Source organism: Geodermatophilus maliterrae, assembly GCF_041018925.1.
In the GTDB taxonomy this organism is placed as follows: Bacteria; Actinomycetota; Actinomycetes; order Mycobacteriales; family Geodermatophilaceae; genus Geodermatophilus; species Geodermatophilus maliterrae.
On the sequence record NZ_JBFNXQ010000046.1, the window covers coordinates 16,226 to 39,143 of the forward strand.

24 protein-coding genes are annotated in these 22,918 nt (G+C 74.9%); 17 read left to right on the forward strand and 7 right to left on the reverse strand.

From position 1 onward, the window contains the following. Positions 1-23 precede the first annotated feature (23 nt). From pyrE to ABQ292_RS14915, 6 genes are all read left to right on the forward strand, one after another. Positions 24-626, forward strand: coding sequence for an orotate phosphoribosyltransferase (pyrE, locus tag ABQ292_RS14890; RefSeq protein ID WP_438940594.1), 603 nt, complete (start codon positions 24-26; stop codon positions 624-626). A gap of 31 nt (positions 627-657) precedes the next feature. Then, entirely contained in the window at positions 658-2,061 is a 1,404-nt protein-coding gene (locus ABQ292_RS14895) for an FAD-binding oxidoreductase (protein ID WP_369207687.1), read from the forward strand. Between the two features lie 116 nt (positions 2,062-2,177). After that, a complete protein-coding gene (locus tag ABQ292_RS14900) occupies positions 2,178-2,336 on the forward strand; it encodes a hypothetical protein (RefSeq protein ID WP_369207689.1) in 159 nt (52 codons plus the stop codon). Between the two features lie 145 nt (positions 2,337-2,481). Further along, on the forward strand, positions 2,482-3,516 hold the full coding sequence (gene fbaA, locus ABQ292_RS14905; RefSeq protein ID WP_369207691.1) for a class II fructose-bisphosphate aldolase: 1,035 nt from the start codon (positions 2,482-2,484) through the stop codon (positions 3,514-3,516). Continuing rightward, positions 3,513-3,923 (forward strand): DUF3151 domain-containing protein, encoded by a 411-nt coding sequence (locus tag ABQ292_RS14910; RefSeq protein WP_369207693.1) that lies wholly within the window; start codon positions 3,513-3,515, stop codon positions 3,921-3,923. The genes fbaA and ABQ292_RS14910 overlap by 4 nt, the downstream gene beginning before the upstream one ends. 104 nt (positions 3,924-4,027) lie before the next feature. Beyond that, on the forward strand, positions 4,028-4,171 hold the full coding sequence (locus tag ABQ292_RS14915; RefSeq protein WP_369207695.1) for a GPGG-motif small membrane protein: 144 nt from the start codon (positions 4,028-4,030) through the stop codon (positions 4,169-4,171). 41 nt (positions 4,172-4,212) lie between these two features. Here ABQ292_RS14915 and ABQ292_RS14920 read toward each other — a convergent pair whose 3' ends face one another. The 3 genes from ABQ292_RS14920 to ABQ292_RS14930 form a co-directional block, all read right to left on the reverse strand. After that, positions 4,213-5,028 carry an ATP-binding cassette domain-containing protein gene (locus ABQ292_RS14920; protein WP_369207697.1) on the reverse strand — a complete coding sequence of 272 codons (816 nt, stop codon included), beginning with the start codon at positions 5,026-5,028 and terminating at the stop codon, positions 4,213-4,215. Between the two features lie 38 nt (positions 5,029-5,066). Then, positions 5,067-6,116: an ABC transporter permease gene (locus tag ABQ292_RS14925; RefSeq protein ID WP_369207699.1), complete on the reverse strand. Its 1,050-nt coding sequence runs from the start codon at positions 6,114-6,116 to the stop codon at positions 5,067-5,069. Between the two features lie 100 nt (positions 6,117-6,216). Continuing rightward, entirely contained in the window at positions 6,217-6,831 is a 615-nt protein-coding gene (locus ABQ292_RS14930; RefSeq protein ID WP_369207701.1) for a hypothetical protein, read from the reverse strand. Positions 6,832-6,896: 65 nt separating this feature from the next. On the opposite strand from ABQ292_RS14930, the gene ABQ292_RS14935 reads away from it, so the two are divergent. Further along, positions 6,897-8,186, forward strand: a complete 1,290-nt coding sequence (locus ABQ292_RS14935) for an adenylosuccinate synthase (protein ID WP_369207703.1) — start codon at positions 6,897-6,899, stop codon at positions 8,184-8,186. 40 nt (positions 8,187-8,226) lie between these two features. Here ABQ292_RS14935 and ABQ292_RS14940 read toward each other — a convergent pair whose 3' ends face one another. Continuing rightward, a complete protein-coding gene (locus ABQ292_RS14940) occupies positions 8,227-9,264 on the reverse strand; it encodes a glycerophosphodiester phosphodiesterase family protein (protein WP_369207705.1) in 1,038 nt (345 codons plus the stop codon). 105 nt (positions 9,265-9,369) lie between these two features. Here ABQ292_RS14940 and rsgA point away from each other — a divergent pair, with 105 nt between their 5' ends. Further along, positions 9,370-10,401, forward strand: coding sequence for a ribosome small subunit-dependent GTPase A (gene rsgA, locus ABQ292_RS14945; RefSeq protein WP_369207707.1), 1,032 nt, complete (start codon positions 9,370-9,372; stop codon positions 10,399-10,401). A 26-nt stretch (positions 10,402-10,427) separates the two neighbouring features. Then, positions 10,428-11,687 (forward strand): phosphoribosylamine--glycine ligase, encoded by a 1,260-nt coding sequence (gene purD / locus ABQ292_RS14950; RefSeq protein WP_369207709.1) that lies wholly within the window; start codon positions 10,428-10,430, stop codon positions 11,685-11,687. Positions 11,688-11,828: 141 nt separating this feature from the next. On the opposite strand, the gene ABQ292_RS14955 is transcribed toward purD, so the two are convergent. After that, on the reverse strand, positions 11,829-13,283 hold the full coding sequence (locus tag ABQ292_RS14955; protein WP_369207711.1) for an AI-2E family transporter: 1,455 nt from the start codon (positions 13,281-13,283) through the stop codon (positions 11,829-11,831). A 104-nt stretch (positions 13,284-13,387) separates the two neighbouring features. Between ABQ292_RS14955 and purB the strand changes: the two genes are divergently transcribed. The 8 genes from purB to ABQ292_RS14995 all read left to right on the forward strand — a co-directional run bounded on the left by purB (position 13,388) and on the right by ABQ292_RS14995 (position 21,094). Next, positions 13,388-14,695: an adenylosuccinate lyase gene (gene purB, locus ABQ292_RS14960; RefSeq protein WP_369207713.1), complete on the forward strand. Its 1,308-nt coding sequence runs from the start codon at positions 13,388-13,390 to the stop codon at positions 14,693-14,695. Then, positions 14,695-15,555 (forward strand): phosphoribosylaminoimidazolesuccinocarboxamide synthase, encoded by an 861-nt coding sequence (locus tag ABQ292_RS14965; RefSeq protein WP_369207715.1) that lies wholly within the window; start codon positions 14,695-14,697, stop codon positions 15,553-15,555. Before purB ends, ABQ292_RS14965 begins: the two co-directional genes overlap by 1 nt. Position 15,556: 1 nt before the next feature. Continuing rightward, positions 15,557-16,321: an alpha/beta fold hydrolase gene (locus ABQ292_RS14970; RefSeq protein WP_369207717.1), complete on the forward strand. Its 765-nt coding sequence runs from the start codon at positions 15,557-15,559 to the stop codon at positions 16,319-16,321. Between the two features lie 187 nt (positions 16,322-16,508). Next, complete coding sequence (locus tag ABQ292_RS14975) at positions 16,509-17,330, forward strand: DUF559 domain-containing protein (RefSeq protein ID WP_369207719.1); 822 nt, start codon at positions 16,509-16,511, stop codon at positions 17,328-17,330. Positions 17,331-17,453: 123 nt separating this feature from the next. Continuing rightward, positions 17,454-17,693 (forward strand): phosphoribosylformylglycinamidine synthase subunit PurS, encoded by a 240-nt coding sequence (purS, locus tag ABQ292_RS14980; protein ID WP_369207721.1) that lies wholly within the window; start codon positions 17,454-17,456, stop codon positions 17,691-17,693. Positions 17,694-17,704: 11 nt separating this feature from the next. Then, on the forward strand, positions 17,705-18,376 hold the full coding sequence (gene purQ / locus ABQ292_RS14985) for a phosphoribosylformylglycinamidine synthase subunit PurQ (protein ID WP_369207723.1): 672 nt from the start codon (positions 17,705-17,707) through the stop codon (positions 18,374-18,376). Then, positions 18,373-20,685 carry a phosphoribosylformylglycinamidine synthase subunit PurL gene (gene purL / locus ABQ292_RS14990; RefSeq protein ID WP_369207725.1) on the forward strand — a complete coding sequence of 771 codons (2,313 nt, stop codon included), beginning with the start codon at positions 18,373-18,375 and terminating at the stop codon, positions 20,683-20,685. The genes purQ and purL overlap by 4 nt, the downstream gene beginning before the upstream one ends. Positions 20,686-20,701: 16 nt before the next feature. Beyond that, positions 20,702-21,094, forward strand: coding sequence for a sterol carrier family protein (locus ABQ292_RS14995; RefSeq protein ID WP_369207727.1), 393 nt, complete (start codon positions 20,702-20,704; stop codon positions 21,092-21,094). 64 nt (positions 21,095-21,158) lie between these two features. On the opposite strand, the gene ABQ292_RS15000 is transcribed toward ABQ292_RS14995, so the two are convergent. Both ABQ292_RS15000 and ABQ292_RS15005 read right to left on the reverse strand, forming a co-directional pair. Then, a complete protein-coding gene (locus tag ABQ292_RS15000) occupies positions 21,159-21,314 on the reverse strand; it encodes an MFS transporter small subunit (RefSeq protein WP_369207729.1) in 156 nt (51 codons plus the stop codon). Beyond that, positions 21,311-22,726, reverse strand: a complete 1,416-nt coding sequence (locus ABQ292_RS15005) for an L-lactate MFS transporter (RefSeq protein WP_369207731.1) — start codon at positions 22,724-22,726, stop codon at positions 21,311-21,313. Before ABQ292_RS15005 ends, ABQ292_RS15000 begins: the two co-directional genes overlap by 4 nt. Positions 22,727-22,918 lie beyond the last annotated feature (192 nt).

A 22,918-nucleotide genomic window follows, 5' to 3' on the forward strand; every position in this document is an offset into this window, starting at 1 on the left:
GTGCGCTGCGTAGGGTCGGCCGCATGCAGATGGACCCCGTCCCTCCCCACCCCTCGTCCCTCGGGGCGGGCCCCTGGGACGGGTCCGCCCACCCCGACCGCGACCGCCTGCTCGAGCTGGTCGTCGACCTCGCCGTCGTGCACGGGAGGGTGACGCTGTCCTCCGGGCAGCAGGCCGACTGGTACATCGACATGCGCCGGCTCACGCTGCACCACGAGGGCGCCCCGCTCGTCGGCCGGGTCATGCGCCAGCTCACCGGCGACCTGCGCTACGACGTCGTCGGGGGCCTCACCCTGGGCGCCGACCCCGTCGCGGCCGCGATGCTGCACGCCGCAGCCGGCGGCGAGGGCTTCCTCGACGCCTGCGTCGTCCGCAAGACCGGCAAGGCGCACGGCCTGCAGCGCCGCATCGAGGGCCCCGACGTCGCGGGGCGGGCGGTGCTCGTCGTCGACGACGTGTCCACCACCGGCAGCAGCCCGCTGACCGCCGTCGAGGCGCTCCATGAGGCCGGCGCCGAGGTGCTCGCCGTCGCGGTCGTCGTCGACCGCGGCGGGCGGGCCGCCGTCGAGGCCGCCGGCCTGGAGTACCGCGCCGCCTTCACCCAGGCCGACCTCGGCCTGGCCTGAGCCCCCGCGCGGGCCGCCGTACCGTGAGGACGTGACACTCACCACCACCTGGGTCGACGAGCTCACCGCCGCGCTCGGTGCGGACGGCGTCCGCACCGACCCCGACGTCACCGCCGCCTACGCCCGCGACCAGGCCGTCCTGGCCGACGCCGGCACCCCGGCCGCGGTGGTCTTCCCCCGCGACACCGCCGACGTCGTCGCGGTCATGGAGCTGGCCGGCCGGCACGGGATCCCGGTGGTGCCGCGCGGCGCCGGCTCGGGACTGGTCGGCGCCAGCAACGCCGTCGACGGCGGCATCACGATGGTGATGACCCGCATGGACGCCGTCCTGGAGGTCTCCGCGGCCGACCGGCTCGCCGTCGTCCAGCCCGGCGTGGTCAACAAGGCACTGCGCGACGCCGTCGCCGCGGAGGGGCTGTTCTACCCGCCGGACCCGGCCAGCTACGACTGGTGCACCCTCGGCGGCAACCTGGCCATGAACTCCGGTGGCCTGTGCTGCGTGAAGTACGGCGTCACCACCGACTACGTGCTCGGCCTGGAGGTCGTGCTGGCCGACGGCCGGGTGCTGCGGACCGGACGGCGGACGGTGAAGGGCGTCGCCGGGTACGACCTGACCCGGCTGTTCGTGGGCTCCGAGGGCACCCTCGGCGTCATCACCGAGGCGACCCTGGCGCTGCGTCCCGCCCCGGCCGCCGACCCGGTCACCCTCGTGGCCACCTTCGCCACCAGCGCGCAGACCGGGCAGGTGGTCGAGTCGGTGGTCACCAGCGGCGTCGTGCCCAGCATGCTCGAGGTGATGGACCGCACCTGCATCCGCGCGGTCGACGACCTGCTCAGGGCCGACCTCGACCGCGACGCGCAGGCGCTGCTGGTGGCCCGGTCCGACGCCGGGGGAGCGGCGGGGCTGGCGGAGATCGCCGAGCTGACCCGCCTGTGCGAGGCGGCCGGTGCCGATCTCGTGCACTCCACCCCCGACCCCGCCGAGGGCGACCTGCTGCTCACCGCCCGGCGGATGGCGCTGCCGGCGCTGGAGCGGCTGGGCGACGTGCTGCTCGACGACGTCGCCGTGCCCCGCTCGCGGGTGGCCACCTTCATCGACGGCTGCGACGCGATCTCGACGCAGTCCGACCTGGTCATCGGCGTCATGGGGCACGCCGGTGACGGCAACATGCACCCGACGATCGTCTTCGACGCCAAGGACGACGAGCAGCGGGCGCGGGCGGTCGCCGCCTTCGACGCGATCCTCGAGCTGGGTCTCTCCCTCGGTGGCACGATCACCGGCGAGCACGGCATCGGCACGCTCAAGGCGGAGTGGCTGGAGCGCGAGGCCGGCCCGGTGTCGGTGGACGTGCAGCGCTCGATCAAGGACGCCCTCGACCCGGCCGGCCTGCTGAACCCGGGGAAGGTGCTGCGCCGGTCCGCCGCGGGGCGCTGAGCGGTGCCCGGTCGGTGGACCTCCTTCGTCGCGGACGTGACCCGCCGGGGCACGCTGCACGAGCGGGGCGACCCCGCCCACCGCTGCCGCGTCGAGCACGACGGAGGACTCCGCTGGTGCACCTGTCGGGGGAGGACGGCCAGGGGTGGACCACCCTCGCCGTCGACCGGGCGACCCGTCGATGGGCCGTCGGTCAGGACCGGACGCAGCTCGTCGCGGCCGCCCAGGCGGTCTCGGCGCTGCGCGACGGCCCGGTCGGGCCCGACCGCGCGTGAGCTGCCGAGCGCAGGTGCCGTGTGTCCGGGGGCCGCCCACGGCCTGCGCTCCGTCCGGAGACCGACCAGCGGCTGTCGCAGCGGTGCAGCCGGGCGCGATACTGACCACCGGACCAGCGCCGCCACCGACGCAAGGAGTGCACGCATGCCCATCGCGACCCCCGAGGTCTACGCCGACATGATCAGCCGGGCGAAGGAGGGCGGCTTCGCCTACCCGGCGATCAACTGCACCTCGTCGGAGACGGTGAACGCGGCGCTGCGCGGCTTCGCCGACGCCGGCAGCGACGGCATCATCCAGTTCTCCACCGGTGGCGCCGAGTTCGGCTCGGGCACCCGGGTCAAGGACATGGTCACCGGCGCCGTCGCGCTGGCCGAGTTCGCCCACGTCGTCGCCGAGAAGTACCCGGTCAACGTGGCGCTGCACACCGACCACTGCCCCAAGGACAAGCTGGACTCCTACGTCCGCCCGCTGATCGCCCTGTCCAAGGACCGGGTCGACGCCGGTCAGGCGCCGCTGTTCCAGTCGCACATGTGGGACGGCTCGGCCATCGACCTCGACGAGAACCTGCAGATCGCCGACGAGCTGATCGGGAAGTGCGCGGCCGCCAAGATCGTCCTCGAGCTGGAGATCGGCGTCGTCGGCGGTGAGGAGGACGGCGTCAGCCACGACATCAACGACAAGCTCTACACCGCGCCCGGCGACTTCGTGGCCACCGCCAAGACCCTCGGCCTGGGCGAGAAGGGCGTCTACCTGCTCGCCGCGACCTTCGGCAACGTGCACGGCGTCTACAAGCCGGGCAACGTCAAGCTGCGGCCGGAGATCCTCAAGCAGGGCCAGGAGGTCGTCGCCGCCGAGCTGGGCCTCGGGGACGGTGCCAAGCCGTTCAACTTCGTCTTCCACGGCGGGTCGGGCTCCGCGCAGGAGGAGATCCGCGAGGCGCTGTCCTACGGCGTCGTGAAGATGAACGTCGACACCGACACCCAGTACGCCTTCACCCGGCCGATCGCCGGGCACATGTTCAGCAACTACGACGGCGTGCTCAAGATCGACGGCGAGGTCGGCAACAAGAAGACCTACGACCCGCGCACCTACATGAAGCTGGCCGAGACCAGCATGGCCGCCCGCATCGTGCAGGCCTGCGAGGACCTGCTCTCGGCCGGTCAGTCGAAGGGGGCGTGAGCGTGACCCACGGTCACAACCTGCTGGGCGAGCCGCCGGCCACGCTGCTGCCCGGTGACCCGGAGGCGGAGGCCGCGCTGGCCGCCGGCACCGACCCCGCCGAGGTGGCCGCGGCGCACCCGCGGGCCAGCGCGGCCTGGGCGGCCCTGGCCGAGGGCGCGATCGACGGCGGCCGCACCATCGAGGCCTACGCCTACGCCCGCACCGGCTACCACCGCGGCCTCGACGCGCTGCGCAGGAACGGCTGGAAGGGCTACGGCCCGGTGCCGTGGTCGCACGAGCCCAACCGGGGCTTCCTGCGCTGCGTCACCGTCCTCGCCCGCGCCGCCGAGGCGATCGGCGAGGTCGACGAGCAGGAGCGCTGCACCCAGCTGCTGCGCGACTGCGACCCGTCGCTCGCCGCCTGAGCGGGGTCCTGCACTTCCGCGGAAGTGCACGACTAGCTGAAGAGCCTGGTCAGGGCCACACTCCCTGTCCCGGGCGCTCGTGCCCGGGTCATGGGAGGTGGCACGTGGAAACACTGCTCTGGATCCTCGCTGTCGTCCTGGTGATCGCCGGCATCCTCGCGATCGTCCGCCGGCAACTGCTCTGGGGGATCGTGCTGATCGTCGTCGGCCTGCTCGTGGGTCCCGGCGGCGTCAGCGTCTTCACCTGACCCGTCGCTGAGTCCGTGCACCTCCGCGGAGGTGCACGGACTCAGCGCTCGCCGAGCTCGGGGTGCAGCTCGTGCAGGCGGGTGGTGAGAGCGGTGAGCTCCTCGCCGCCGGCCATCAGCCGGGTGAGGTCGTCGGCGTCGACGTCGGCGCGGGTGAGGTCACCGGCCACCTGGCCGCGGGCCAGCAGCAGGTAGCGGTCGCCGACCAGGTGCGCGTAGCGCGGGTTGTGCGTCACCAGCACGACGGCGAGGCCCTCGGCCCGCGCGCGCAGCACGGCCTGGCCGACCAGCGTCTGCTGGGCGATGGTCATCGGCGCGGTCGGCTCGTCGAGCACCAGCGCCCGGGCACCGAAGTGCAGGGCCCGCGCGATGGCCAGGCTCTGCCGCTCCCCGGCGCGCATCGCGCTGGCCGGGCGGTCGGGGTCGACCCCCGTGACGCCGACCCGCTCCAGCGCCCGCACGGTGGTCTCCCGCCCGGCGTCGCGGTCGAGCCGGCGCAGCGGCCACGCCCCGCGGGTCGGCTCCGCGCCGAGGCAGAAGTTGCGCCAGACCGACAGCAGCGGCGCGACGGCGAGGTCCTGCCACACCGTGGCGATCCCGGCGGCCCGCGCCGCACGGGGGTCCCGGAAGCGCACCGGGACGCCGTCGAGCAGCAGCTCGCCCTCGTCGTGCCGCGCCAGCCCGGACAGCACCGAGACCAGCGTCGACTTGCCCGAGCCGTTCTCGCCGAGCACGCAGGTGATCCGCCCGCCGTCCAGCGCGACGCCGACCCGGTCGAGCGCGGCCACGCTGCCGAAGCGGACGGTCAGCCCGCGCAGCTCCAGCACCGGCGGCACGCCGTCCGCCGGTCCGGTCACGACCGCCACCTCACGACCGCCACATCACGACCGCCACATCACGACCGTGGCGCGGCCCGCAGCCGGCCGCGGACCACCCCGCTCACCAGCAGCGCGACCAGCAGCAGGACACCCAGCAGCGCCTGGGACCAGCGCGGGTCCCAGCCGGAGAGCTCCACGCCCCGGCGGGCGACGGCGTAGAGCAGCGCGCCCGCCGCGGCACCGGCCATCGACCCGTAGCCGCCGGTCAGCAGGCAACCGCCGATGACCGCGACCACCACGAAGTCGATCGCCGTGGCCAGCGCCGGCGTCGCGGCCACGCTGGCCGCCGGCACCAGGGCCAGCGTGCCGAGCAGCCAGGCGGCCGCCGCGGTCAGGGCGTAGAGGACCAGCGTCGTCCGGGGCACCGGCACGCCCAGCTCGCGGGCGGCCGTGCGGGACCCGCCCATCGACAGCACCGCGTTGCCGAAGCGGGTGTGCCACAGCAGCCAGCCGGCACCGGCGGTGAGCGCGACCCACCACAGCAGCGCGACGGAGAACACGCCGCCGCCGATCTCCGCCGTCGACCCGAACAGCGCCGACGCCGAGGCCCAGCCGGGTGCCTCGTCCAGGCCGCTGACCCGTGGGGCGCCTGCCACCAGCGGCAGCCCCGCCAACGTCACGCCCTGCAGCACCAGCGCCGTGGCGAGGGTGACCAGGAAGCTGGGCAGTCCGGTCCGGACGACGAGCCACCCGTTGACCAGGCCCACCGCCAGCACGGCGGCCAGTGACGTGGCGAGTGCCGGCCAGACGCCCCACTCGGCCGGCCCGGCGAGGATCCCGGTGAGGACGGCACCGGACACCGCGAGCGTGCCGATCGAGAGGTCGAAGTGGCCGCCCACCAGGAGCAGTCCCACGGCGACCCCGCCGATGCCCAGCAGCGCGGCGGCGTCCAGGACGCCGGCCAGGCCCCCGACCGAGAGCAGCTCCGGCACCCGCAGCCCGAAGACGAGGACGACGACCACCAGTCCCAGCACCGCAGGCAGGCTGGGGCGCACCAGCACCCGGTCGAGCAGCCGCTGCCGCGGCGGTGCCAGACGACGGGCGAAGGGCAGACGGTCGGCGGTCACCGGCACGCCACCCCGGGCGCGGGCGGGAACGGGCGCAGGGGTCCTCCTCGGCTCGGTGCCCTCAGTCTCCACGACGGCGGCGTGGGTGCAGCGGGGTCCTTCAGGGACGCAGGCGCCAGCGCACCCGGTCGTCGGCGTACCAGGTCCAGCGGGTGACCGGCCGGGGGTACGGGACGCCGTCCCGGGTGACCCGCGCGGGGTCGCTGGCCAGCTGCAGCGCCCGGCCGGTGCTGCGCCGCGGCGGGCGCAGGAGCTGCGGGGTGACGACCACCCGCAGGGTGTCGACGGCCCGCCAGTCGGGGCGCACGTCGATCCGCGCGACCATCCCGTCGGCCACCCGGGCGTCGTCGTGGTGGGCCTGGACGCCGAGCCGCGCGGCGAGCGGCAGCCGGCCCTGCTCGGCCGCCTCGTAACGGCCGTGCTGGAGCAGGACGCCGCCGTGGTCGTCGCGGACCAGCGTCATCTCGCGCTCGCCGCCGGTACCGACGCCGAGGTCGCGGGCCAGCCCCCGCGACGAACTGTCCTCGGCGGGCTCCCACGAGACGGGCACCTCGGCGGTCCGGCCGGCGCCGTGCAGGGTGGCGAGGACCGCCGCGAGCGCCGCCACCGGTCCCCGCACCAGCAGCGCCCCCGCTCCCGCCGCCTCCGCGACGACGGCCCGCTCGGGCGCCTGACCGGGCTCGAGACCGCGCAGGTCGAACTCGACGAGGGACATGCCGATACCCTGCCACCGACAGACCGGTCGCTGCCGGTGTCGACGACGAAGGGGTCCACCACCCGATGCCGGCAGTCGTGCTGATCGGCGCCCAGTGGGGCGACGAGGGCAAGGGCAAGGCCACCGACCTGCTCGGGGGCCGCGTGCCCTACGTGGTCCGCTACCAGGGCGGCAACAACGCCGGGCACACGGTGATCACGCCCGACGGCGAGCGCTACGCCCTCCACCTGATCCCGTCGGGGATCCTCACCCCGGGCTGCACGCCGGTCATCGGCAACGGCGTCGTCGTCGACCCGCAGGTGCTCATCGGTGAGCTCGCCGGTCTCGAGGAGCGCGGCGTCGACACCTCCCGCCTGGTGCTCTCGGCCGACGCGCACCTGATCATGCCGCACCACCGGGCCCTCGACCGGGTCACCGAGCGGTTCCTCGGCAAGCGCAAGATCGGCACCACCGGCCGCGGCATCGGCCCGGCCTACGGCGACAAGGTGGCCCGCACCGGCATCCGGGTGGCCGACCTGCTCGACCTGTCGATCCTGCGGCAGAAGCTCGAGGGCACCCTGGTGGAGAAGAACCAGGTCCTGGTCAAGGTCTACAACCGCAAGGCCATCGACGTCGACGAGGTGGTCGAGGAGTACGCCGGCTACGCCGAGCAGCTCAAGGGCCGCATCGCCGACACGCGGCTGCTGCTGGGCACGGCCCTCGACGCGGGTGAGTGGGTGCTGCTGGAGGGCTCGCAGGGCACGCTGCTCGACGTCGACCACGGCACCTATCCGTTCGTCACGTCGTCCAACCCGACCGCCGGCGGCGCGGCCACCGGCAGCGGCATCGGACCCACGCGCATCTCCCGGGTGGTCGGGATCCTCAAGGCCTACACGACCCGCGTGGGCTCGGGGCCGTTCCCGACGGAGCTGTTCGACGCCAGCGGCGAGTACCTGCGCAAGCAGGGCGGCGAGGTCGGCGTGACCACCGGCCGCGACCGCCGCTGCGGCTGGTTCGACGCCGTCGTCGCCCGCTACGCCAGCCGGGTCAACGGGATCACCGACTTCTTCCTCACCAAGCTCGACGTGCTCTCCGGCCTGGAGACGGTGCCGATCTGCGTCGCCTACGACGTCGACGGCGTCCGGCACGACGAGATGCCGATGACGCAGACCGACTTCCACCACGCGAAGCCGGTCTACGAGGAGATGCCGGGCTGGTTCGAGGACATCCGGCACTGCCGCGGCTTCGACGAGCTGCCGGCCGCCGCGCAGGCCTACGTGCGCCGGCTCGAGGAGCTCTCCGGCGCGCGGATCAGCGTGATCGGCGTGGGTCCCGGCCGCGACGAGAACGTCGTCGTCCACGACCTGCTCCGGTGAGTCGCCGCCCCACGATCATCGCGCAGGCCGAGCCGGGACCTCAGGCGGCGGCGTCGACCGCAACGGCGGCCAGCTCGGCGCGGGCGGCCACGGCGACGTCGGGGTTGTCGGTGATCACGCCGTCGACGCCGAGGGCCAGCATCAGGCGGGCCTCCGCGCGCGCGTCGCCGGTCGCGGCCGGGTCGGGGCCGACCCGCAGGTGCCGCGGCAGGAAGGCGTTCTCCGCGGCCAGCGTCCACGGCACGACCAGCAGCCCGGCGTGGTGGGCGCGGGCCACGAGGTCGGAGACGCCGGTCAGCGCGCCGTCGGCGTCGCGCAGCAGGATCCGGTCGCGGCTGGGTGCGATGCCCTGCGCGTAGGTGGACACCGCCCGCAGGCCGACGCTGGTGACCAGCGCGTCGTCGACCGGGGCCTCGTCGACCAGCTGCAGCATCGTCGGGCCGTCGTCGCCGAGGTCGGCGCGCAGCCGGCGCAGGGCGCCGGCGTCGAAGGACTGGACGACGACGGTGCCGTCCGGCGCGACGGCGTCGAGCCGGCGCAGCTCGGCGGCGACCAGCTCGGTCATCGGCTGGCCGTGCTCGGCCGACCAGCTGGGCTTCTTCAGCTCGGCCAGCACCCGGACCGGCCGCTCGCGCGTGGACCGGCGGCGGGCCAGCTCCACGACCTCCTCCAGCGTCAGGATCCCGAACCGGCCGTCGTAGGCGGTGTTGAGCGGCCGCAGCTGCGGCATCCGCTCGACGGCGCGCAGGGTGCGCAGCTCGGCGAGGGTGAAGTCCTCGGCGAACCAGCCGGTGCGCCGCTTGCGGCCCACCCGGCGGGTGGTGCGGCGATCGGCGAACTCGGGCCGCTCGGCCACGTCCGTCGAGCGGGACAGCTCGTTCTCGTGCCGCGCGACCAGGACGCCGTCCCGGCTGACGACGAGGTCGGGCTCGATCAGGTCGGCGCCCATGTCGATGGCCAGCTCGTAGCTGGCGATCGTGTGCTCGGGGCGGTACGCGCAGGCACCGCGGTGCCCGACGACGACGGCGCGGGGGGGACGGGCCACTGCGGGAGTCGCGAGCGACTCGATCGCGTGCATGGGATCCAGGACACCCCAGCCAGGTTTCGCCGGGGCGAACGACGGGGGGCGAGTCGGGCACAAATGGGAGGACGGGTCGCTGACCTGCGCGCCATCATCCGGAGTGTGGTGCATGTCTCATACATCGGCGGGTCACCCCCGTCACACGAGCCCCTGCCGTCCGGGACCGAGCTGGCCCGGGTGGCGCGGGTGGACCGCGGCCGGCTGACCGTGCTCACCGCCGACGGTGAACGGCGGGTGCACCCGGCGGCCGCGCTGCACGACCCCGACGGCGTCGGCGCGCCCGCCGTGGGGGACTGGGTGGCCCTGCGCGGCGAGCTCGCCGTCGCGCTGCTGCCCCGCCGCTCGGCGTTCACCCGCACCGTCGCCGGGCGCACGTCGGCCGCGCAGGTGGTGGCCGCCAACCTCGACACGGTGCTGGTCGTCGATGCGCTGGCGGGCCCGACGCGTGCCCGCCGGGTCGAGCGCTACCTGGCCGTGGCGTGGTCGAGCGGGGCGACGCCGGTCGTCGTCCTCACCAAGGCCGACCTGTGCGACGACGTCCCGGCCGCGGTGGCGGAGGTGCAGGAGGAGGCGATCGGCGTCGAGGTGCTGGCGGTCAGCGTCCGCACCGGCGAGGGCGTGGAGGCGCTCCGGGCGCTGATCGGGCCCGGGCGGACGGCGGCGATGGTGGGCCCCTCCGGCGTCGGGAAGTCCTCGCTGGCCAACGCGCTGGCCGGCCGGGTCGTGGCGCCGACCCGGGAGGTGCGCGAGGCCGACGGGCGCGGCCGGCACACCACCACCGCCCGTGAGCTGCACGTGCTGCCCGGTGGCGGCCTGCTGATCGACACCCCCGGCATGCGGGAGCTGGGTCTCCACGACGACGAGGGCGTCGACGCCGCCTACGCCGACGTCGCCGAGCTGGCCACCCGCTGCCGCTTCCGCGACTGCGCGCACCGCACCGAGCCCGGCTGCGCCGTCGCGGCGGCGATCGACGACGGGCGGCTGGACCCCGCCCGTCTGCTGGGCTGGCGCAAGCTGCAGGCCGAGGCCCACCGCCAGCTGCTGCGCGCCGACGCCCGCGCCCGCGCCGCCGAGCACGCCCGGGTCAAGGCGCTGCACCGCGCGATGCGGGACCAGCCGAACCGGGTGCGCTGAGGTCCCCCTGGGTAGGGTCGCCGTCCGTGCGCGTGCTCGTGATCGGCTCCGGAGCCCGGGAGCACGCCCTGTGCGTGGCTCTGTCGTCCGACCCCGCGGTCACCGCGCTGGCCTGCGCCCCGGGCAACGCCGGAACGCGGACGATCGCCGAGGCGGCGCCGGTCGCCGTCACCGACCCCGTCGCCGTCGCCGCGCTGGCCACCGGCTGGGGCGCCGACCTGGTCGTCGTCGGCCCCGAGGTGCCGCTCGTCGCCGGCGCCGCCGACGCCGTCCGCGAGGCCGGCATCGCCTGCTTCGGCCCCTCGGCGGAGGCCGCGCAGATCGAGGGCAGCAAGTCCTTCGCCAAGCACGTGATGGCCGCCGCCGGCGTCCCGACCGCCCGCTCCTGGCCCGTGGGTGGGCCCGCCGAGCTGGAGACCGCGCTCGACGAGGCCGGCGCCCCGTACGTGGTCAAGGACGACGGGCTGGCCGCCGGGAAGGGCGTCGTCGTCACGACCGACCGGGACGCCGCGCTCGCCCACGGCCGCGCGGTGCTCGACGTCGGCGGGGCGGTGCTGGTCGAGGAGTACCTCGACGGGCCGGAGGTGTCGCTGTTCGCCGTCACCGACGGGACGACGGTGCTGCCGCTGGTGCCCGCCCAGGACGCCAAGCGCCGCGACGACGGCGACGCCGGCCCGAACACCGGCGGGATGGGCGCCTACGCGCCGCTGCCGTGGGCACCCCCCGAGCTGGTCGACGAGGTGCTGGCCACGGTGCTGCAGCCGACCGTCGACGAGATGCGCCGTCGCGGTGAGCCGTTCTCCGGCCTGCTCTACGCCGGGCTGGCGCTGACCTCGCACGGCGTGCGGGTGGTGGAGTTCAACGCCCGCTTCGGCGACCCCGAGACCCAGGTGGTCCTGCCGCTGCTGGAGACGCCGCTGGCCGGCCTGCTGCACGCCGCAGCCACCGGCACGCTGGCCGACCACCCGCCGCTGCGCTGGCGCGAGGGCGCAGCGGTGACCGTCGTCGTCGCGGCGTCGGGCTACCCGGAGCGGCCGCGCACCGGCGATCCGGTCACCGGGGCCGACGGCGAGGGTGTGCTGCACGCGGGCACGGCGGTGGACGCCGACGGGACGGTCCGCTCCACCGGCGGGCGGGTGCTCGCGGTGACCGCGACCGGTGCCGACCTGGCCGCCGCCCGGCAGGCGGCCTACCGGCGGGTGACCGGCGTCCGGCTGGCCGGGGCGCACTGGCGCAGCGACATCGCGCTGGCCGCCGTCGAGGGCCGGATCGCCGTCCCCGGCTGATCGGAGGACCCTTCGCCCCCACCACTGACGAGCTCGTGGCGGGGCCTGCAGGGCGTCCTCCCGCACCGCAGTGCGTCCGCCCTCACGGTGGGCGGTCGGGGAGGACGCGCGTCGATCAGGGCACCTGATCGTCGCCGTCCCTCAGCCGCGCACCCCCACGGCCGGTCGCGCGCGCTCCGGGCGGGGCTCGGGCGGCCGGGGTCCCTCGTGCCGCCGGGACAGGTAGGTGCCGGCCACGTTGGCGCAGGCCACCACCGGCACGGCGATGAGCGCGCCGAAGATGCCGGCGATGAGCAGGCCCGCGGCGATGGCGAGGACGACGGCCAGCGGGTGCACGTGCACCGCCTTGCCGAGCAGGAGTGGCTGCAGGACGTGGCCCTCCAGCTGCATGACCGCCACCACGATTGCGAGGGCGATGAGCGCGGTGATCGGGCCCTTGGTCACCAGCGCGACCAGCACCGCGACCGTCCCGGCGAGGAAGGACCCGATGATCGGGATGAACGCGCCCAGGAAGACGAGCGCGGCCAGCGGGATGACCAGCTGCACACCCAGGACGGCCAGGCCGATCCCGATGCCGATGGCGTCGACCATCGCGACGGCGACCGTGGCCCGCACGTAGGAGATCAGCGTGCGCCAGGAGCGGCGGGCGGCCTCGTCGAGGTAGGCGCGGGAGTCGCGGGGGAACAGGCCGACCAGCCACAGCCAGATGGACCGGCCGTCCTTGAGGAAGAAGAACAGCGTGAACAGCGCCAGGACGACGCCGGTGAAGACCTCGCCGACCGTGGTGGCGGTGGTGATCGCGCCGGAGGCGAGCTCCTGCTGGTTGCCGGCGACGAAGTCCTGGAAGGCGGTGAGGCCCTCGTCGATCTGCCGCTGGGTGACCGGGAAGGTGTCGACGACGAAGTTGCGGATCTGCACCAGGCCCTCGCTGACCTGGTCGGCGAGGTCGGTGAAGCCGGCGGTGATCTGCTGGACGACCAGCGTGATGATCCCGGCGACGACGGCGAGCCCGACCAGCAGCATGACGAAGGCGGCGAGCGAGCGCGGCCAGCCGTGCCGGATGAGCGCCGCCGCCCCCGGCTGCAGGAGGGCCGCCAGCAGCAGCGCCACGAACACCGGGACGACCACCACGGCGACGTAGGCGGCCACGTAGAGCAGCACGTAGAGCCCGGCGAGGACGGCGATCAGCCGCCAGGAGTACGCGGCGGCGGTGCGCAGGCCGCTGGGCACCGCGGCGTCGCCGCGGGGCGTGTCCCGGCCGGGGCCGAGCAGCCGGCGTCCGCGCTCGCCGGGCCGGTGCGGGCGGCCGCCCGCGGGTGGTCCGCTGACCCCGCCCGGGCCGAGCGGTCCGTCGAGGTCCGGGGCGCCCGGCGCCGGGCTGCCCAGCGGCACGTCGCCATCGGCGACGTCCCCGTCGGGGACGTCGCCGTCGGGGACGTCGCCGTCGTCGGAGGGGGACGCCGGATCGACCTCGTCGTCGTGGACGAGGATCGCCCGGTCGTCGTCGCGCTCGGGCCAGGCGTGCGGGTCCCGCTCGGCCGCCGTCCGGATGTGCTCGCGCGCCCGGGCGACGAGGTGGGTGGCCCGTCGCAGCATCGCGGTCCTTCCGGAGGTGGGTGGGGTCCGTTCTCGATCACGCTAGCCCTGCGGGAGGATGCTCACGTGCTTCGACGAGCTGACCGGGTGCGGGCGGTACCCGCGTGATCGACCGCTACACGCTCCCCGAGATGGGCCGGGTCTGGAGCGACGAGCACAAGTACGAGCTCTGGTGCCGGGTGGAGACGCTGGTGCTCGAGGCGCACGCGGCGGCCGGGCGGGTGCCCGCCGACGTCGTCGAGCCGGTGCGGGCCGCCCCGCCGCCCACCCCGGCGCGGGTCGCGGAGATCGAGGAGACGACGCAGCACGACGTCATCGCCTTCCTCACCGCCTGGGCGGACAACACCGAGCCACGGTCGGCCGCCGCCTACGTGCACCACGGCATGACGTCGTCGGACCTGCTCGACACCGCGCTCGCCGTCCAGCTCACCGAGGCCACCGACGTCCTGCTGGCCAAGGCCGACCGGCTGGTCGCCGTCCTGCGCGACCACGGCCTGGCCCACCGCGGCACGATCAGGGTCGGCCGCACGCACGGCGTGCACGCCGAGCCCGACGTGTGGGGTCACCGGGTCGCCGACCTGGCCTTCGCGGTGGCCCGCTCGCGGGACCGGCTGCGGGCGGCTCGCGCCCGCGTGGGCGTCGTCGCCATCTCCGGCGCCGTCGGCACGTACTCGCTGGTCGACCCGTCGGTGGAGGTCGCGGTGGCGCAGGCGCTGGACCTCGCGCCGGCCGACGCGTCCACGCAGGTGGTCATCCGCGACTCGATCAGCGAGTGGGTCGCCGCCCTCGCCGTGATCGCCACCGTCTGCGAGGCGATCGCCCTCGAGGTGCGGCACGGGCAGCGCACCGAGGTGCGGGAGCTGTCGGAGGCCTTCGGCTCCGGCCAGAAGGGCTCCAGTGCGATGCCGCACAAGAAGAACCCGATCCGCTCCGAGCGCATCGCCGGGCTCGCCCGGGTGGTGCGCGCCGCCGTCGTCCCGGTGATGGAGGGCATCCCGCTGTGGCACGAGCGCGACATCTCGCACTCCTCCACCGAGCGGGTGTTCCTGCCCGACGCCGCGATCACCACCGACTACCTGCTGCACCTGACCACCGGGCTGGTCGCCGGGCTGGTCGTGGACGCCGACCGGATGCGGGCCAACCTCGAGTCCACCGGCGGGCTGATCTACACCTCCGCCGTCCTGCTGGAGCTCGTCGAGGGCGGCCTCTCGCGCGAGGACGCGTACGCGCTGGTGCAGTCGGCGGCGATGGAGACGTGGAACAGCGGGACGCCGTTCCGCGCGACGCTGCGGGCCCGGGCGGACGCCTCGGGCGTGACGCTGGACGAGGCGCGGCTGGACGAGATCTGCCGTCCCGAGGGCTACGTCACCCGGCTCGGCCCGCTGTTCGACCGGCTCGCGGCGCTGACCTGATGCCCGACCTGCCCCTCGTCGCGCGCGGCAAGGTGCGCGAGGTCTACGACGCCGGCGACGACCGCCTGCTGCTCGTGGCGTCGGACCGGATCTCGGCCTACGACCACGTGCTCCCCACGCCGATCCCGGACAAGGGGCGGGTGCTCACCCAGCTCTCGGTGTGGTGGTTCGACCAGCTGACGCCGGTGCTCGACGCGTTCGGCGCCGCGCACCACCTGCTCTCGGCGGACGACGTGCCGGCCGACGTGGCGGGCCGGGCGATGCTGGTGCGGCGGCTGGAGATGCTGCCGGTGGAGTGCGTGGCCCGCGGCTACCTGTCCGGCTCGGGGACGGCGGAGTACCGGCGCACCGGCTCGATCCGCGACGTGCCGCTGCCGCCCGGGCTGGTCGAGGGCTCGCAGCTGCCGGCGCCGGTGTTCACGCCGTCGACCAAGGCCGAGGTGGGCGAGCACGACGAGGCGATCGACTTCGCGCGCGTCGTCGAGCTGGTGGGCGCCGCGCGTGCCGAGGAGGTGCGGGAGCTGACGCTGGCGCTGTACCGGCGCGGGGCGGAGATCGCGGCGTCGGCGGGCATCGTGCTGGCCGACACGAAGTTCGAGTTCGGGCTGTCCCCGTCCGGTGGGCTGGTGCTGGGCGACGAGGTGCTCACGCCGGACTCCTCGCGCTTCTGGCCGGCGGCGTCGTGGTCGCCGGGCGCCGCGCAGCCCTCGTTCGACAAGCAGTACGTCCGCGACTGGCTCACGTCGTCGGGCTGGGACCGCGTCTCGCCGCCGCCCGAGCTGCCGGACGACGTCGTCGCCGCCACCCGCGAGCGCTACGTCGCCGCCTACGAGCGGCTCACCGGTACCCCCTTCCGCTGACGTGGCGTCGACGCGGACCGGCCTGTCGTACCGCTCCGGCGGGTCGGGCGGGGACCTGCTCCTGCTGCTGCACGGGCTGGGCGCCACGGGGGCGGTGTGGGACCGGCTGCTGCCGCTGGTCGAGCGCTCCTGGCCGGGATCCTGGGCGGTGCCGGACCTGCGCGGGCACGGCGCGTCCCTGGCCGAGCCGCCCTACGGCTACGCGGTGCACGCCGCCGACGTCGCCTCGGTCGCGGTGGCGTGCGGCGCGGCCCGCGTGACCGTGCTGGGGCACTCGTTCGGCGGCGTCGTCGGCGCGGTGCTCGCCGGCGGCTGGTACGGCGTGGAGGTCGCCGGCGTCGTCGCGCTCGGCGTGAGGATCGACTGGACCGACGACGAGGTCGCGCGGGCGCGCTCGCTGGCCGCCCGCCCGCCGCAGGTGTTCGCCACCGCCGCGGAGGCCGCCGAGCGGCACCTCCGGCTGGCCGGGCTCACCGGGCTGGTCGCGCCGGACGACCCGGTGGCGCTGGGCGGCGTCCGCGAGACGTCCGACGGGTTCACCCCGGCGCTGGACCCGCGGGCGTTCGGCGCCGTCGGCCCGTCGGTCGAGGAGGTCCTGGCGCGGGCGGCAGCGCCGCTGCGGCTGGCGGCCGGTGCCGCCGACCCGATGGTGGGCCTGCCCGCGATGCGCCGCCTGGACCCCGGCGCGGTGCTCCTCGAGGGCGCCGGCCACAACGCCCACTGGGAGGCTCCCGAGGCCGTCTGGTCGCTGGTCACCGGCGCGTAGCCCTGCTCATCTCCCGCGAGATCGGCGGTCTCGTGGCCATCAGGCGCTGATCGCCGCGAGACCGCCGATCTCGCGGGAGAGCTGTGGACGGCGTCAGCGGGACGGCGGCCACCTGGGCCAGGGTGCGCGGGTGCCGACCCGCCCCGTCCGCTCTCGTCTCACCGGCCCCGCGACCAGGTCCGACGCGATGGCCGCGGGTGTCCGGGACTGGCAGCTGCGCCACGCCGGCGTCGAGCGCCTCTCCCGGGACACCTACCTGCCGCGTGCGATGTCGGGCGAGGTGCGGTCCCGGCTCGCCGCCGTGCTGCTGACCGCGCCGCCCGGGGCGGTGGCCAGCCACGCGACGGCCGCGGTCCTGTGGGGCGTGGAGGTCCCGCTGCAGGACCGGTCGGACCGGCGGGTCGACGTCACCGTGCCCATGACGTCGCGTGCCGAGAGCCGTCGGGACCGGCGGGTCCACCGCACACCGTTGCCGGACGGGGACGTCACCCGCCGAGGTCCCGTCCCCGTGACGACCCCGGAGCGCACGTGGCGGGACCTCGCGGGGGTCCTCGCGCCAGCGGCCGTGCTCGCGGTCACCGACCAGTTGCTCCGCCGCGGGGTCCTGCGGTCAGACCTCGAGCGCCAGCTGGCTCGTCGGCCGACCGGCCGCGGCTCCGCGCGAGCGCGTGCGGTGCTGCCGGTCGCCGATCCACGCGCCGAGTCCCCGATGGAGTCGGTGCTGCGCTGGCTGCTCCACGAGGCCGGGCTCCCCGCGCCCGACCTGCAGCACGTCGTCCGGGACGGCGCCGGTTCGTTCCTCGGCCGCGCCGATCTCGCGTGGCCGGACCGGGCGGTGCTCGTCGAGTTCGACGGGGACGTCCACCGGGAGCGCGACGTCTTCGTCGACGACCTGCGCCGGCAGAACAGGCTGGTCGCCGCGGGGTGGACGGTGCTGCGGTTCACCTCTGCCGACGTCCTCGGCCGGCCGGATGAGGTGGTCGCGGAGATCCGCCGGGCCCTGCGCTGACGAGATCGGCGGTGTCGTGGCCATCAGACGTTGATCGCCACGAGACCGCCGATCTCGTGGAAGGGGGGAGGGGCGGGAGCGCGGGAGACGGGCGCCCGCGAGCGGCCCGGTACCCTCGTCTGCGTGCCGCAGGTGGTCGTCGACGTCGTCCTCAAGCCGGAGATCTCCGACCCCCAGGGGCAGGCGGTGCTGGGCGCGCTCGGCCGGCTGGGCCACACCCAGGTGACCGGCGTCCGCCAGGGCAAGCACTTCGTCCTCGACGTCGAGGGCACCCCCGACGAGGCGGAACTGAAGCAGATCGCCGAGACGCTGCTGGCCAACCCGGTCATCGAGGACGTCGAGCTGCACCTCCCCACCGACTGAGAGAGACCCCCGTGCGCATCGGTGTCATCACCTTCCCGGGCTCCCTGGACGACGTCGACGCCGCGCGCGCGGTGCGCCTGGCCGGGGCCGAGCCCGTCGCGCTCTGGCACGCCGACCACGACCTGCAGGACGTCGACGCCGTCGTCCTGCCCGGCGGCTTCTCCTACGGCGACTACCTGCGCGCCGGTGCCATCGCGGCGCGGGCGCCGATGATGCGCGACGTCGTCGACCGCGCGCGGCAGGGCATGCCCGTCCTCGGCATCTGCAACGGCTTCCAGGTGCTGTGCGAGGCCGGCCTGCTGCCCGGCGCGCTCACCCGCAACAGCCACCTGCACTTCCGCAACCGCGACCAGCTGCTGCGCATCGAGCGCGCCGACACCGCGTGGACGTCGGCGTACGGGCGGGGGCAGACGATCACCGTCCCGGTGAAGAACGGCGAGGGCCGCTACGTCGCCGCGCCGGCCGACCTGGAGCGGCTCGAGGGCGAGGGGCGGGTCGCCGTCCGCTACGTCGGGGGCAACCCCAACGGCAGCCTGCGCGACATCGCCGGGGTGACCAGCGAGGACGGCCGCGTCGTCGGCCTCATGCCGCACCCGGAGCACGCCGTCGAGGACCTCACCGGCCCGAGCACCGACGGCCTGGGCTTCTTCACCAGCGTCCTGAAGGCGGTCGTGAGCGCATGAGCGTCGACACCGTCGAGCTCGCCGCGAAGACCCCGGACGACGAGCAGCCCTGGGCCGAGCTGGGCCTGGAGTCCGACGAGTACCTGCGCATCCGCGACATCCTCGGCCGCCGGCCCACCACCGCCGAGCTGGCCATGTACTCGGTCATGTGGAGCGAGCACTGCTCCTACAAGAGCTCCAAGGTGCACCTGCGCCGCTTCGGCGACCTGCCGCGCAGCGAGGCACTGCTGGTCGGCATCGGCGAGAACGCCGGCGTGGTCGACGTCGGCGACGGCTACGCGGTCACCTTCAAGGTCGAGTCGCACAACCACCCCAGCTACGTCGAGCCCTACCAGGGCGCGGCCACCGGGGTCGGCGGCATCGTCCGCGACATCCTCACCATGGGCGCCCGCCCGGTCGCCGTCATGGACAGCCTCCGCTTCGGCCGGGCCGACGCCGCCGACACCGCGCGCGTGCTGCCCGGCGTCGTGGCCGGCGTCGGCGGCTACGGCAACTGCCTGGGCCTGCCCAACATCGGCGGCGAGCTGCTCTTCGACGAGTGCTACGCCGGCAACCCGCTGGTCAACGCCCTGTGCGTCGGCGTCATGCGGCACGAGGACGTGCGGCTGGCCAAGGCCGAGGGCGTGGGCAACAAGGTCGTCCTGTTCGGTGCGCGCACCGGCGGCGACGGCATCGGCGGCGTCTCCGTGCTCGCCAGCGAGACCTTCGACGCCCAGGACGACGGCACAGGGGGCCCGGCCAAGCGGCCCAGCGTGCAGGTGGGTGACCCGTTCACCGAGAAGCTGCTCATCGAGGCGTGCCTGGAGATCTTCCGCGAGGACCTGGTCACCGGCATCCAGGACCTCGGCGGCGCCGGCCTGTCCTGCGCGACGTCGGAGCTGGCCAGCGCCGGCACCGGCGGCATGCACGTGGACCTGGACGCCGTCCCGCTGCGCGACAGCACCCTGACGCCCGCCGAGATCCTGATGAGCGAGTCGCAGGAGCGCATGTGCGCGATCGTCGAGCCGGCGAAGGTGGAGCAGTTCCTCGCCGTCTGCCGCAAGTGGGACGTGCTGGCCACCGTCATCGGTGAGGTCACCGACGGCGACCGGCTGACCGTCGACTGGCACGGCGAGCGCATCGTCGACGTCCCGCCGCGCACCGTCGCCCACGAGGGCCCGGTCTACGAGCGGCCGATGCAGCGCCCGGCCGACCTCGACGACCTGCAGGCCGACGACCCCGCCGCCCTGCCGCGGCCGGAGACGCCGGAGGAGCTCACCGCGCACTGGCTGGCCGTCGTCGCCAGCCCCGACGGCGCGGACAAGACGTGGGTCACCGAGCAGTACGACCGCTACGTCCGCGGCAACACGGTCCAAGCACAGCCCGACGACGCCGGCGTCGTGCGCATCGACGAGGAGACCCACCGCGGCATCGCGCTGGCCCTCGACGGCAACGCCCGCTTCGCCCGCCTCGACCCCTACACCGGGGCGCAGCTCAACCTGGCCGAGGCCTACCGCAACGTGGCGGTGAGCGGCGCCCGCCCGCTGGCCGTCACCAACTGCCTGAACTTCGGCTCACCGGAGGAGCCCGAGGTCATGTGGCAGTTCGCCGAGGCCGTGCGCGGTCTGGCCGACGCCTGCCGCGACCTGGGCCTGCCGGTCACCGGCGGCAACGTGAGCCTCTACAACCAGACCGGCGACGTGGCGATCAACCCGACGCCGGTCGTCGGCGTCCTGGGCGTGCACGACGACGTCCGCCACCGGGTCCCCACCGGCTGGCGGACCGCCGGCGAGACGGTGCTGCTGCTCGGCGAGACCAGGCCGGAGCTCGGCGGCTCGGCGTGGGCGTCGGTCGTGCACGGCCACCTCGGCGGCCGCCCGCCGGCGATCGACCTCGGGGCGGAGCGGTCGCTGGGCGAGCTGCTCGGCGCGCTCGGCCGGGAGGGCCTGGTCACCTCCGCCCACGACCTCGCCGACGGCGGCCTGGCCCAGGCGCTGGCCGAGTCGGCGCTGCGGTACGCCACCGGCGCCGTGCTGCGGCTGGGTGGCCCCGAGGACGTCGACGCCTTCACCGCCCTGTTCAGCGAGTCCGGCGCCCGCGCCGTCGTCACCACGACCGACCCCGAGGCGGTCCGCACCACGGCCGAGTGGGCCGGCGTCGCGGTCACCGAGCTGGGGACGACGGGCGGGGACGCGCTCGTGGTGGAGGACGTCGCGACCCTGCCCCTGGCCGAGCTGCGGGCCGCCTGGACCGCCACGCTGCCCGCCCTGTTCGGCACCCCGGAGGCCACGGTGGGTGCGGTCCCGGCGGGCGCGGTCCCGAGCAGCTAGTGGGTGGGCTGGGCGGGTGACCGGGAAGGCGCGGCCGATCCCCGCCGGGGAGCTGCGCGCCGCCGTCGACGCCGTCCGCCCGTGGCTGGCCGGGGAGGCCGAGCAGCCGCCCCGCTCGGTCCTCGGTGCGGCGGTGAGGACCAGCACCCGCTGGCTGGCCCAGCAGGTGCCCGGGCGGTCGGTGGAGCTGCGGGTGCCGCCGCACGTCGCCGTCCAGCTCGTCCCCGGCCCGCGGCACACCCGCGGCACGCCGCCCAACGTCGTCGAGACCGACGCCGCCACCTGGCTGCGGCTGGCGACGGGGGAACTCACCTGGGCGCAGGCCCTGGCCGACGGGAGGGTGAGCGCGAGCGGCAACCGTGCCGATCTGAGCACGCACCTGCCGTTGGCCCCGCTGCGCCGGCCCTGAACGCGCAGATCCGCGGAAGTGCGCGGTGCACTTCCGCGGATCTGCGCGGTGGGGGTGCCGGCGGTCAGCCGGTGAACAGGGTGACCGCGGTCTTGACCGTCTGGTACAGCCCGTAGGCCAGCGGGACGCCGACCAGCGTCCAGGCGAAGGCGATCAGCCCGCCGGGCGTGTGCACCGGCTGCTGCCCGCTCGCCGACTGCTTCGACAGGGGCGTGCTCATCGGGCGGCGCTCCGTTCCGGGGTCGTGGGGGCGGGGGTGGCGGAGTCGCGGTGCGGCTCGTGCCACTTGCTGGCGACCGGCTTGACCAGCAGGTTCGCGACGAACCCGACGGCGAGCAGGCCGACCATGATGAACAACGCCGGCCGGTAGTTGGCCGCCACGAGGCTGCCGGGCTCGCCCTGGGTGTCGAGGACGCTGTTGACGATCAGCGGGCCGGCCACGCCGGCAGCCGACCACGCGGTGAGCAGCCGGCCGTGGATGGCGCCCACCTGGTAGGTGCCGAAGAGGTCGCGCAGGTAGGCCGGGATGGTCGCGAACCCGCCGCCGTAGAAGGAGATGATCACCGCGGCGAGCAGGACGAAGACCCAGGTCGCGCTGCTGCCGATGGTGGCCAGCGCGACGTACAGCACCAGGCCGACGCCGAGGTAGACCATGTAGATCGGCTTGCGGCCGATGAAGTCCGACGTCGTGGACCACACGAACCGCCCGGCCATGTTGAACAGCGACAGGACGCCGACGAAGCCGGCGGCGGCGGTCGCGGCGACGGTCGAGGTCTCACCGTTGCGGAAGAAGTCCTGGATCATCGGCGCGGCCTGCTCGAGGATGCCGATGCCCGCGGTGACGTTGCAGAAGAGCACCGTCCACAGCAGCCAGAACTGCGGCGTCTTGATCGCGTTGCCGGCCGAGACGCTCTCGGTGGTGACCAGCGCCTTCTGCTTGACCTTCGACTGGTCGAAACCGGCCGGCTTCCACCCCTCGGCCGGCACGCGCACGATGGAGGCGCCGAACATCATGAAGACCAGGTAGACCGCGGCCAGGGTGAAGAACAGCGCCGCGACGGCCTCGCCGTTGGGCACCGTGCCGGCGGTGCCGTCGTAGCTCGGGTCGTAGTAGCTCATCAGCTGCCGGGACAGCGGCGAGGCGATCAGCGCACCCCCACCGAAGCCCATGATCGCCATGCCGGTGGCCAGGCCGGGCCGGTCGGGGAACCACTTGATCAGCGTGGACACCGGCGAGATGTAGCCGATGCCCAGGCCGATGCCGCCGAGGACGCCGTAGCCGAGGTAGAGCAGCCACAGCTGCCGGGTCTCGATGCCGAGTCCCCCGACCAGGAAGCCGGCGACCCAGAAGCACGCCGCGGTGAACATCGCCGCGCGCGGCCCGTTGCGGTCCACCCAGGTGCCGAACAGGGCGGCGGACAGGCCCAGCATCACGATGGCGATCGAGAAGACGATGCCGATCGCGGTCTGCGACACCGCGAAGTGGTCCACCAGCGCGTTCTTGTAGACGCTGGTGGCGTAGGCCTGCCCGATGCACAGGTGCACCGCCAGCGCGGCCGGCGGGATCAGCCACCGGTTGAAGCCGGGGCGGGCGACGATGCGCTCGCGCTGCAGGAAGCCAGGTAACGCCACGGGGGACCTCCGGGACGGGGACCGGGCCGGCCGGTCTGTGGGCTGGGACACGACGGGGAGAAGGTACGTGCGGTCCGCCGATCCCGCGCGATGACGTGACCGCATCGTTGCGCGGCACCTCATCCCGCGCAACCGGTCAGCTGCCGCTGGAGGACCACTTCGGCCCACGACACCGCGCCCCTAGGCTCCGGG